Raw genomic sequence first — 11,437 nt, 5'->3', positions numbered from 1 at the left:
TCTGTCATCTCCCTCAGGCGACAACTTCTATATCTTAGCACATCTTCGCCTGTCTGTCAATGACTTTTTTCATCTTTTTTTATTTTTTTCTTCCAACCTTTGCGGTTTTTCTTTTTACCGCGCGGTGGAATTTAATAATATCATGGTTTTTTCTTCCTGTCAACATTTTTTTACAATTTTTTTCACCAGTTTAATTACAGCCTTATTTACCGGAAATTACCTGGCCTGAATGGTGGTAAAATAAGTAATATGCAAAAATACCCATTTTATACAGAGGAACTTCTGTTTTCTGTATAAAAACGGGTATTTTTCGCAAAACTCTGTTTTTTTACCGGTTCTTTTATGCTTCCGTGTCTTCCTGCTCCTGCGTTTCTGTCTCTTCCGCTTCCTGTTTTTCCGGGGTAATAACTGCCTCTTCTTCGAAAATGGACTCACATTTCGCACCGCATTTATTGCAGAAAACAGCATCCTGTTCTACTACTGCGCCGCATGCAGGACATTTCTTCTTTCCTTTTAAGTCGGCGATTTCAGATCTCAGCTGTTCAATTTCTTTCAGAGAATCTTTAATCAGTGTGATTTCTTCATAGAAAGGTTCTTCATCGTCTTTGTGGAGTTCAAAGTATTGCTTTCCGATTTCCATATACTGTCTCTCCACAAATTCTTCTTTTGCTCTTATATCCAGATTCAACTTCGCAATCCCTGTCAGATCCTTTGCTTTCTGTGATACATCTTTTCCGGTTGCTGAAATGGTTTCACCCAGTTTTGTCAAAAACGTCATATCATTTCCTCCTTAAGATCTGCCGCAGCATTTCTGTCAGCGCGTACAGATATATACCATGTATCCGGCATACATTGCAAGCATAATGATTCCATGCAGACGGCCGATTTGTTTTCTGCGCCATGCAAACACCCACACAACAGCACTCATTACAATAAGGATTATATCATCAAACAGGTTTTCCATCAAGACTTCCATGGGACTTAAAACGGCGGCCGCACCAAGTACCATCAGAATATTAAAAATATTGGACCCGATAACATTTCCAAGCGCCATGTCCGTCTGACCCTTCCTGGCCGCTACCAGTGAGGTAACCAGTTCCGGCAGAGAGGTTCCGAATGCTACAATGGTAAGGCCAATGAGCGTAGAACTCAGACCAAAATCCTCTGCAATGGCAGTGGCGGAATCCACTACAAATTCTCCTCCTGCCACAATTGCACCGATCCCTACCAGAATATACAATAAGCACTGCCAGCCCTTCATGGTCTCCACTTCTTCCTCCACGGCGCTGCTTCTGGCCTGTTTTGCTTCCATGACCATCCAGATCAGAAACAGGGTAAAGACTGCCAGCAGAATCACTCCGTCCATTCTTCCAATGGACATGTTCATGCTGCCCAGAGCCCAGAGCATGGCCGCCGCCAGAATTGAAAGAGGAAATTCCTGTTTCATGGTGGACCTTTTTACCGTCAGCGGTGCAAATACCGCGCAGGCCCCGCAGACAACCATCAGATTAAAAATATTGGAACCAACCACGTTACTGATAGCCATGGTATTACTGCCTTTTAAGGCGGCAGCGATGCTGACAGCACATTCCGGCGCACTGGTCCCCATGGCCACAATGGTAAGGCCGATAATCATTGTGGGAATTCGGAGCTTATGAGCCACACCAGCGCTTCCGTCCACAAAAAAATCGGCTCCTTTTATCAGCAGTGCAAACCCTGTTACAAGAAATACATAATTGAGCATTTGTTCCCTCCTTACTGAACAGCCAGAATATAACATAAATTTTCAGCTAAAACAGTACCCTGATTTCCGTTCCCTTTCCCGGCTCGCTTTCCAGCGTAATCTCTGCGCTGTGCTGGGCCACTATATGTTTTACAATGGCAAGGCCAAGCCCTGTTCCGCCATTTTGACGGGAACGGCTTTTATCCACCCGGTAAAACCTTTCAAATATCCGTTCCTGATGTTCCCTGGGAATCCCGATTCCCGTATCCTTTACAGACAGAAATACTCTGCTGTTTTCCGTATCTGCTGTAACTGTCACTTTCCCGCCCCGCTGATTATACCGCAGTGCATTGCTGCAGAGATTGTACAGAAGTTCTTCGATGAGATTCCGGTTTGCTGTTATCATACAGGATTTCCCCTGAAGCCTCAGGGTAATCCCCTGTTTTGCCGCCTGGACTTCCATCAGGGCCAGACAGTCTCTGGCCGCCCGGTATAAGTCCATCTGTTCAAACTCCGATTCCTGCTCTGTGTCGTCTAACTCTGACAGTTTCAGGATATCATTAATCAGCCACAGCAGACGGTCAGCCCCGCTGTGAATCTCTCCGGCAAATCTCCTGACATCCTTATCATCTGCCATTCCGTTTTCAATCAGCTCCGCATAACCGGAAATGGCTGTCAGAGGGGTTTTCAGCTCATGAGACACATTCGCCGTAAACTCCTGCCGCATTCTGGCATGGTTCAGCATATTAAGATGCTGTTCCCGGATTGTAAGGATAAAGGGGCGGATTTCTTCGTAAACATCCTCCTGCCCCGGCCCCTCCAGATCTGAGGCCAGTTTTTCAATTGGGCGCAGAAGGTTCCGGGTAAGGTAATGGGAAATGGTTCCGCAAATCACCACAATCACTGCTGCCAGTATGGTTACAAGGACAGACGTATGCTCCAGAATCCGGAAAAAATTTTCCGAATCCTTTCCCACCCTCAGCACATCCCCGTTTTCCAGGCGTTCTGCATAATACAGGGTATGGAGAGAACTGGTGACAGACCAACGCACCGCCCGGCCCTTTCCCCGTTCCAGCGCATCCCTGATTTCCGGCCGGTTTCTGTGGTTTTCCATTTCCTGACGGTTGACTCTGCTGTCATAAGACACGCTGCCGCCTTTCAGAATCAGGGTAATCCGCAGCCCGTCCTGTGCCAGACGTTCTCTGTTTTCCTCTGTTTCCCAGAATTCCGGTTGAAATGGCTGTATTACATGAGTATAAGCCTCTATATCATCATATACCTGATTTTTTAAAATATTATAAAACAATATCATGGAAACTGCCGCCAGCACCAGAACTGCCAGAGAAGAAACCATGATAAAGTGCATATTGATTTTCTTTTTCATTCTTTTCCCAGTACATATCCCACGTTGCGCACCGTTTTGATGGCACTTCCGCCTTCTCCCAGTTTCTGACGCAGTGTTTTGATATGCATATCCACGGTCCGGCTTTCTCCCTCGTAATCAAATCCCCAGACCTGGTCCATAATCCTGTCCCTGGACAGTACGATTCCCTGATTGATGAGAAGCATTTTCAACAGTTCAAATTCCTTGAACGTGAGCTCACATGGTTTTCCCGCCGCCAGAACACTGCGTTTATCCGTGTCTACCACAATGCAGCCGCTGGTCAGCAGAGCCGGCTCCGGCAGTTTTTCCGTGCGGCGCAGCAGGGCTTTCACCCTTGAGATCAGCTCCATAATGCCGAAGGGCTTGGTCATATAATCGTCTGCCCCCTGATCCAGACCCTTTACCTTATCCAGCTCCGTGGAGCGGGCTGTCACCATTATTATGGGAATCCCGGCGGTTTCCCTGTGCCTCCTTACTCTGGCCAGAATATCCAGCCCATCCTGGTCAGGCAGCATGATATCCAGAAGAATCAGGGACGGGAGCTGCTGCTCAAGCCCCTGCCACAGCTCTTTTCCGGAGGCAAATTCCCTCACATCAAACCCGCTGTTTTTCAGGGCATAGCGCTGAATTTCCCGGATATTTTCATCATCTTCCACCACATAGATCAATGGCACTGCTGTCCCTCCTTCCTGGTTTTTCCAAAAATCTGTCCCCGGATGTTTTCTGCAGTACGGGCCTCTGCAGACCTTCCCATCCTACGAAGGGAACTGGTATTTCTCCTGATAATCCTCCTGCATCCGGGCAAACCGGACTCTGGTTTCTTCCGACAGGTTATTCACATAATCATGGGCTTCCACCGTATTGTCTTCCATCTGAATCATATAGACTGCCAGATTGGAACAGTGATCGGCCACCCGCTCATAGTTTACGGCAATTTCCGACAAAATCATTCCCAGTTCAATGGTACATTTCCCTTTCCGCAGACGTTTGATGTGGCGCTTCTTCATTTCCTTATTCAAATCGTCAATGACTTCCTCCAGGGGTTCCACCGTCATGGCCAGGCTGGTGTCATGCTGAACAAAAGCCTGAATGGAACGGTTTAAAATATCCTGTACTGCATCGCCGAATACTTCCATTTCAAGTCTGGCCTTTCTGGAAAACTCCAGCTCTCTTTTTTTCATATCACCGGCCAGTTCCATAAGATTCAGGGCATGGTCGCCGATTCGCTCAAAATCATTGATGCTGTGCATCAGGGCAGAAACGCTCTGGCCCTCTCTGGCTGTCAGATTCTGGCTGTTGAGCCTGGTAAGGTAGCTGCCTAACTTATCTTCATATTTATCCAGCAGATCTTCATGATACTTTACAGATTCTGCCTGTTTCCTGGAATAATTTTCAAACAGTCCCATGGCTTCCGTCATGGCTTTTTCAGCAATTTCCGCCATTTTTCTCACCAGGGAGGTACACTGTTCAATGGCAAATCCCGGCGTGGACAAAAACCGTACGTCCAGAATTTTAAATTCATTTTCCCCATCGGAGGACAGCTTTTCTTCCTCTGTTACCGGGATGGTAAGGTACGCCAGTTTTTCCAGCCCTCTGGTGAATGGAAGCAGCAGCAGAGTGGCAAAAATATTAAAGATACTGTGAATTGCTGCGATTCCCGCCGCACCTGTGGTTTCTCTGGCAAACTCGAACTGAAAAATCCCATTGAGCACAAAATATAATATCAGAAATACCACAGAACCTATCACATTAAAGTAAAGATGTACAAATGCAGTCCGTCTGGCTCCTTTGTTGGCTCCCACGGAAGAAATCATGGCCGTCACACAGGTTCCGATATTCTGTCCCATGATAATGGGGATTACCGAACCATAGGTAAATGCCCCTGTGACAGACAATGCCTGCAGAATACCCACCGAAGCGGAAGAACTCTGAATAATGGCTGTCAGCAGGGCGCCTGCCACCACGCCAGCCAGCGGATTGTTGAATTTTGTGAGAATCCCGGTAAATTCCGGCACGTCCGCCAGCGGTTTTACCGCATTGCTCATGGCTTCCATTCCATACATCAGCACTGCAAATCCCAGCAGGATTTCCGAAGCGTCTTTTTTCCGGTCGCTTTTGGCGCTCATCATGAAAATAATTCCAATCAGCGCCAGAATCGGTGAAAATGATGAGGGTTTCAGCATACGGATAAAGAAATTACCGCTTTCGATTCCGGTCAGACTCAGCAGCCAGGATGTTATAGTGGTACCGATATTGGCTCCCATAATAATTCCCACAGCCTGGGACAGTTTCATAATCCCGGAATTGACAAATCCCACCAACATTACCGTTGTGGCCGACGACGACTGGATCACTGCTGTAACTCCGGCTCCCAGCAGAACAGCTTTCAGGGGATTTGAGGTTAAATTTTCCAGAATTCGTTCCAGTTTCCCGCCGGACAGTTTCTCCAGTCCGCCGCCCATTACATTCATTCCATACAAAAACAGTGCAAGTCCGCCAATCAATGACAGAAATCCAAATATGTCCATTTCCACTCCTCCTGCGTAAGTCCTTTTGTCTTAACGTCTGGATTATTCTATACGGTTTCTGTAAATGGAATACATAATTCATGTAAAATCTGTGTAAAACAATTCCTGCATATTTATTTTCTGCTTTTCTGATTCACCCACTCCCGGAACAGAGCATACAGCACAGACATCAGGGGAATGAAAACCAGCATTCCCACAATTCCCATAAGTTTTCCGCCCACAGTTACCGCAAACAGTACCCAGATGGAGGGAAGTCCCACAGAATTCCCCACCACATGAGGGTAAATCAGGTTGCCTTCTATCTGCTGCAGCACCAGAAACAGAATGATAAAAAATACTGCCTGCATGGGATTCACCATCAGTATCAGGAAAGCTCCCACTGCACATCCGATAAAAGCCCCCACCATGGGAATCAATGCGGTAAATGCAATCAGCACCCCTACCAGCAGTGCATAAGGCAGCCGGAATATGGTCATGCTGACCACGAACATGGAGCCCAGAATCAGCGCTTCCAGGCACTGGCCTGTGATAAATCTGGAAAAGGTCCTGTGAGACAGAACACAGACATGGCATATTTTTTCCACCGCCTGTTCCGGCAAAAAGGCCCGGATTGTTTTCAGGCACTGTCTGCCCAGAGTTTCTTTCTGCATCAGAATATAGATGGCAAATACAAATGCAATAAAAAAGGTCATCACACCGTTAATTACTTTCATGGTCGCGGACATGGTATAGGAAACCACACTTCCTGCACCGCTCAGGGCAAAATCTTTCACAGCATCCAGCCAGCTTTTCCAGTCAAATTCCAGAGACCTGATGTAGGATTCGATTACATCCCAGTCCCTGAACAGCTCTTCCAGCCACTTCTGGGCCTCCGGTAGAAATGTAACCATTCCCTCACTGATACTGTCAAAGGTCTTTCCAAGCTGAGGAATTACCACCACAATCACTATGGCAATTACGGCAAACACACACAGTATGGACAGCACCAGACTCACGGGCCGGGCCGTTTTCCTGTTTTTTGCTTTTGAGAATAATTTATTCTCAATGGCTGCCATAGGCAGATTCAGAATAAAAGCAATGGCTCCTCCCAGTACAAAGGGAAACAGAATTCCCCACATAAATACCATCCAGGAGCCAACAGCCCCCATATTCATCAGCAGCGCCAGCAATACCAGGGTAAATGTTATAATACCCAGAATCTTTTTTATGTTATTTTTGTTTAAGTCCATAAGGTTCCCGCCTCCTGTTCTGTTATATGTCTGAAATACTGTCTCTCAAACAGACTGTTATGGTATTAAGGCACAGTCTAACATTTTCACAGAGGTTTTTCAACACATTTTATTTCTGTCTTGACAAATCTCCTGTTCCCGCCTATAATTGGCGTAAATTCAAAAAATTTTAAAAGCCGTGACGGGAACAAGTAACAGAAAGGAAATCCTACAGAGAGCTGCCGGAAGCTGAGAGGCGCAGGAAGAACTTTATGTGAATACCTCCCTGAGCTTCACACCGAATACGGACATTGACCGGCGCTGATATATGTGACGGTACATACCGTCAGTAGGCTGTGACGGAGCTGCAGCCGTTATCCTGCAAAGGTGCTGACAGGCACCTGATAAGGCAGACTGTGTGAACAGTCTGTAAATTAAGGTGGTAACACGAGTAATGACCTCGTCCTTTTTAAGGACGGGGATTTTTTATTCTACGGGAAGTTCTTTGGGATTTCCTGTAAAATAAAAACAATGATGCGGACTTGTCCGCTGTGTTCTTCAGGAGGTAAAATTATGACAGTATACGACGAACTGGTTGCCAGAGGGCTGATTGCCCAGGTAACAGATGAAGAAGAAATCAAAGAACTGATAAACAACGGGAAGGCTGTGTTCTACATCGGTTTCGACCCCACGGCTGACAGCCTTCATGTGGGACATTTTATGGCTTTATGTCTGATGAAACGTCTGCAGATGGCAGGCAACAAACCCATCGCCTTAATCGGAGGCGGCACCGCAATGATCGGAGACCCTTCGGGCAGAAGCGACATGCGCCAGATGATGACTCCGGAAACCATTCAGCACAACTGCGACTGTTTCAAAAAACAGATGAGCCGCTTTATTGATTTTTCCGAGGGAAAAGCCATGATGGTCAACAATGCGGACTGGCTGATGGGACTGAACTACATTGAGGTACTGCGGGAAGTAGGTTCTCATTTTTCCGTAAACCGTATGCTGACTGCTGAATGCTACAAACAACGCATGGAAAAAGGCCTGAGCTTCCTGGAATTTAACTATATGATTATGCAGAGTTATGATTTTTACGCTTTATATCAGAAATATGGCTGCAACATGCAGTTCGGCGGAGACGATCAGTGGAGCAACATGCTGGGCGGCACCGAGTTAATCCGGCGTAAGCTGGGCAAAGACGCCTATGCCATGACCATTACTCTGCTTTTGAATTCTGAGGGAAAGAAAATGGGCAAAACCCAGTCCGGCGCCGTATGGCTCGACCCTGACAAAACTTCACCTTTTGACTTTTATCAATACTGGCGGAACGTAGCCGACGACGATGTACTGAAATGCATCCGCCTGCTGACCTTCCTTCCTCTGGAGGAAATTGACAAAATGGATGGCTGGGAAGGCGCTCAGCTCAACACCGCAAAAGAAATTCTTGCTTTTGAGCTGACCAGCATGATACACGGAGAAGAGGAAGCGCAGAAAGCACAGGAATCTGCCAGAGCTCTGTTTTCCAGCGGAAATGCAGCAAACATGCCGGCTGTAACCTTAAGTGACGATGACTTTACTGACGGAACCATTGACATTCTGGGGCTGCTGGTAAAATCCACTCTGGCCTCTTCCCGTTCTGAAGCCCGCAGAGCTGTAGAGCAGGGTGGCGTCTCCCTGGACGGTGAAAAAGTAACGGATATCAGAACTTCCTATGAGTCCGCTGCCTTTGCAGAAGGAGTCGTACTGAAAAAAGGGAAAAAGAACTTCCGCAAGATACTGAAAGGATAAAACTGCCTTTCCTTTCCGAAAAAGTAAAATAAGCAGACAGGCTTTTGTATCTTAAATTTAATAATAAGTGTGTTTAAGCGGTGTAGCCTGTTGGCTACGCCGTTTTTGCTTTGGTGCGTTCCCGTTCTTCTAAATGTTCCTGAAACGCATTTTCCATTTCTTCGGAGCCAGGTTCCCGCAAAATGCCTGTGCCGTTGCAGTAAATGTCCATCAACTGGACACGCCTGGATAAACGAAAACTGCCTGACAAAAGAAAACGTGGCAGATTTGCAGATATACTAACTGAAATTGATATAAAAAAGTTAAACCTGATGATATGCGTCCGCTTACTGCAGGCGAAACACAGCGTCTGCGTGATGAATTTATGGTTGACTTCACCTATTTAAGATTATCTGCAAAATATAACTAAAAAATGGGCTACCAAAGTAGCCCAATGGGAATTGTAGGATTCGAACCTACGGCGTCTTCATGTCATATTAATTCTTACTTTTTCCTATGCTCCTGCATACTTTTGTACAAATTCCCAGAACTGCCTGTACCCACCATAATGCTTTTTACAGTTGTTATTATTGTCATAATCGTACCTCCTGATATTATGAATCTATATTGCCATCCATTTTTTAACTTATGAGAATACATGACAGAGCAACATGAGAAAGCGCAAATTAATACTCCTGGCCATGACTATATAATTATCTAAATTTTGATTCCTAATTGTCTCATCATATAATACAGGTTATTCGTCCTAACTCCAAATTCTTTCGCTACATCTGGTATTTTAGCATTTCTATTTGGGTTCTTTACACTTAATCCCCCTGATGGCACTTCTGCTGTAATAATTGTATAATCATTTATGGCTGCCGCTGCAATCAACCAGGGGTCTGCAACATCTCCATTAGCCCATGTTTGTAGTGCTTGTTCTTTGTATAAGCCACACATTTGTATATACTGTAAAACCTCTTGATACTTACCAATAATTTCTGGTGATATATGATTACAGATAACAAATCCTGCTTGTCTGCTTACCCAATCAGCCAAATCATCCTCGCCTTTATCAATTTCTGCTTTGACTATATCAAGCAGTACTAATCTGCCCAAACTCGTACACTTTGATATTTCTTCCCAATAGGTCGGAACTAAATCAAAAGCATAGTACTGTCTATACGGTGTCATAAATGAATTGGAGTCGATTAAAAACTTTTCTACCATTCCGCACCTCCAAGACGTTGTGCCACCTCAGAAAATGTCTTACGACTGGTATTAGTCAAACGATATGCTTCTGTATAAGTAGTCCTTCCCATATTAATACTTTCACACAGCGCCCTTATAAAACATCCATCCAAGCGAGAGCCTATTGTATTATAATAATTGCCGCCATTGGTTTGTTTATTTTCTTTTATCTGTTTATAATTATCAACTGCAGTTTTTGCTACCTGATTGTATATATTCTGCTCTATCTTTTTAGAATCAATAGCTTTTCTGGCTATAACAGTCACCCCGCACCGAAAATATCTTGCCAATTCTGTAATTTTTCCGAATATATCCATATCATACATATCCCATTTGTTTAAAAATTCATTCTTTGGCACTAGTAATTCTCCTGCTACAGCATTACATATCACCTCTATATCACTAACACCAGATATTCTGCTTTGTCTGTCATTAAATAAATCATTTCTGCCTAACCAGATATGAGCCACTTCATGCAACAGAGAAAATAATCTGGCACCGTCAGAATCCGCTGCATTGATGAATATAAGTGGTGCCCAATCATCTACCATCGAAAATGCTCTAAATTCATCTACATTCAATGAACGATGAGTATTCTTGCCAACAATACCACTCATCATTACAATAACACCACATACCTCCAGTTGTGCTCTGATACAATTGAAAGATTCTCTGGTATCTTTATTTCTTTCATACCAGACACCATCCAGTTCTAAATCCCTGCGTATTCTATCAACAATAACATCAATTTCATGAATTCCTTCCATACAGCCAACGAGCGATAACTTATCAAAACCTAAATCTTGTCTATATGTTTTCATCCACTCCTGGATATTCTCCATCTCATGAATGGTATCAACTAAATTGCGACTAGGATTTGCTAATTGAATACTATCAACAGTTCGATACTCTAATAAATCAATCTGTTCCACGGGTGGCGTTTGCAGGAAAAAATATCCTAACGGAATATTGGCTTTCTTACTAAAATCCTCTATCTGATTGAAAGTCGGTTTTTTTGTACCATCAAGCCACTTTGTTATATTATTCATCAATTTATCACCCAGTTTATCTTCCTGTGTCTGGCTTAAAGCCCAGTTGATTATTTCAGGGCAAATATTCACATTCACTGTTGACATAGTACAACCTCCTTCCATCAAATTTTCTTGATATAATTATATCAAATATAATGTAAATTCGCACCATATTTTGATAAAAAATTTCATTTACTTAATAATACGAATGCTCTTTTATAAAGCAGGTCTAACTCACACCCACAACTGCCACATTCTCTATCTGCCTGTTTGATAGAAGCAATGAGTGTATCTTTATTACTTTCTCCCTTCAACCATGCATGTGCAGGAATAGAAAACAGGTCCCATCCAGATGCTGCAAATTTTTCTATAATATTCCTCAATGAAATTGGCTAAAATACGTTTTGTCCACCCATACCGCTTTGCCATCCGAATGTAAAATTCTCTCTGCAAATCGTCTTTGCATTTCTCCATAATGACAACGTTATCGATCAGTCCTTTTTTCTTTAGCAGTTCGTCCAGCCGAATTTCCAAATATC

The 11,437-nt window shown here is 44.3% G+C and carries 10 protein-coding genes and 1 other annotated feature; of the genes, 1 reads left to right on the top strand and 9 read right to left on the bottom strand.

Annotation, left to right across the window (positions count from 1 at the left end):
- Positions 1-340: 340 nt before the first annotated feature.
- The 6 genes from C805_RS23870 to C805_RS23845 form a co-directional block, all read right to left on the bottom strand.
- Positions 341-778, bottom strand: a complete 438-nt coding sequence (locus C805_RS23870) for a zinc ribbon domain-containing protein (protein WP_016216622.1) — start codon at positions 776-778, stop codon at positions 341-343.
- A 36-nt stretch (positions 779-814) separates the two neighbouring features.
- Entirely contained in the window at positions 815-1,744 is a 930-nt protein-coding gene (locus C805_RS23865) for a calcium/sodium antiporter (protein WP_016216621.1), read from the bottom strand.
- A 46-nt stretch (positions 1,745-1,790) separates the two neighbouring features.
- On the bottom strand, positions 1,791-3,107 hold the full coding sequence (locus tag C805_RS23860) for a sensor histidine kinase (protein ID WP_016216620.1): 1,317 nt from the start codon (positions 3,105-3,107) through the stop codon (positions 1,791-1,793).
- A complete protein-coding gene (locus C805_RS23855) occupies positions 3,104-3,781 on the bottom strand; it encodes a response regulator transcription factor (RefSeq protein ID WP_016216619.1) in 678 nt (225 codons plus the stop codon). Before C805_RS23855 ends, C805_RS23860 begins: the two co-directional genes overlap by 4 nt.
- Positions 3,782-3,862: 81 nt before the next feature.
- Positions 3,863-5,635 carry a Na/Pi cotransporter family protein gene (locus tag C805_RS23850; RefSeq protein WP_016216618.1) on the bottom strand — a complete coding sequence of 591 codons (1,773 nt, stop codon included), beginning with the start codon at positions 5,633-5,635 and terminating at the stop codon, positions 3,863-3,865.
- A 113-nt stretch (positions 5,636-5,748) separates the two neighbouring features.
- Positions 5,749-6,864, bottom strand: coding sequence for an AI-2E family transporter (locus C805_RS23845; RefSeq protein ID WP_016216617.1), 1,116 nt, complete (start codon positions 6,862-6,864; stop codon positions 5,749-5,751).
- A 169-nt stretch (positions 6,865-7,033) separates the two neighbouring features.
- Positions 7,034-7,314, top strand: a binding site (T-box leader).
- A gap of 102 nt (positions 7,315-7,416) precedes the next feature.
- On the opposite strand from C805_RS23845, the gene tyrS reads away from it, so the two are divergent.
- The gene (gene tyrS, locus C805_RS23840) at positions 7,417-8,637 is read left to right on the top strand and encodes a tyrosine--tRNA ligase (protein WP_016216616.1); all 1,221 of its coding nucleotides are present in this window, start codon (positions 7,417-7,419) and stop codon (positions 8,635-8,637) included.
- Positions 8,638-9,333: 696 nt separating this feature from the next.
- On the opposite strand, the gene C805_RS23835 is transcribed toward tyrS, so the two are convergent.
- The 3 genes from C805_RS23835 to C805_RS26585 all read right to left on the bottom strand — a co-directional run bounded on the left by C805_RS23835 (position 9,334) and on the right by C805_RS26585 (position 11,432).
- Positions 9,334-9,846, bottom strand: a complete 513-nt coding sequence (locus tag C805_RS23835) for a DUF4411 family protein (protein WP_016216615.1) — start codon at positions 9,844-9,846, stop codon at positions 9,334-9,336.
- A complete protein-coding gene (locus C805_RS23830; RefSeq protein ID WP_016216614.1) occupies positions 9,840-11,003 on the bottom strand; it encodes an ImmA/IrrE family metallo-endopeptidase in 1,164 nt (387 codons plus the stop codon). Before C805_RS23830 ends, C805_RS23835 begins: the two co-directional genes overlap by 7 nt.
- Positions 11,004-11,195: 192 nt before the next feature.
- On the bottom strand, positions 11,196-11,432 hold the full coding sequence (locus tag C805_RS26585) for a hypothetical protein (RefSeq protein ID WP_242832712.1): 237 nt from the start codon (positions 11,430-11,432) through the stop codon (positions 11,196-11,198).
- Positions 11,433-11,437 lie beyond the last annotated feature (5 nt).

The sequence above is a fragment of the Eubacterium sp. 14-2 genome, from assembly GCF_000403845.2.
Classification (GTDB): domain Bacteria; phylum Bacillota; class Clostridia; order Lachnospirales; family Lachnospiraceae; genus Petralouisia.
Note: the sequence above shows the minus strand (reverse complement) of the source record. Positions and strands in the feature narration are given on the sequence as shown.

Bases quoted from the DNA above. Each gene is read 5' to 3' on its own strand.
- C805_RS23870 (WP_016216622.1), bottom strand. From the start codon at position 778: ATGACGTTTTTGACAAAACTGGGTGAAACCATTTCAGCAACCGGAAAA.
- C805_RS23835 (WP_016216615.1), bottom strand. From the start codon at position 9,846: ATGGTAGAAAAGTTTTTAATCGACTCCAATTCATTTATGACACCGTAT.
- tyrS (WP_016216616.1), top strand. From the start codon at position 7,417: ATGACAGTATACGACGAACTGGTTGCCAGAGGGCTGATTGCCCAGGTA.
- C805_RS23850 (WP_016216618.1), bottom strand. From the start codon at position 5,635: ATGGACATATTTGGATTTCTGTCATTGATTGGCGGACTTGCACTGTTT.
- C805_RS23865 (WP_016216621.1), bottom strand. From the start codon at position 1,744: ATGCTCAATTATGTATTTCTTGTAACAGGGTTTGCACTGCTGATAAAA.
- C805_RS23860 (WP_016216620.1), bottom strand. From the start codon at position 3,107: ATGAAAAAGAAAATCAATATGCACTTTATCATGGTTTCTTCTCTGGCA.
- C805_RS23830 (WP_016216614.1), bottom strand. From the start codon at position 11,003: ATGTCAACAGTGAATGTGAATATTTGCCCTGAAATAATCAACTGGGCT.
- C805_RS23845 (WP_016216617.1), bottom strand. From the start codon at position 6,864: ATGGACTTAAACAAAAATAACATAAAAAAGATTCTGGGTATTATAACA.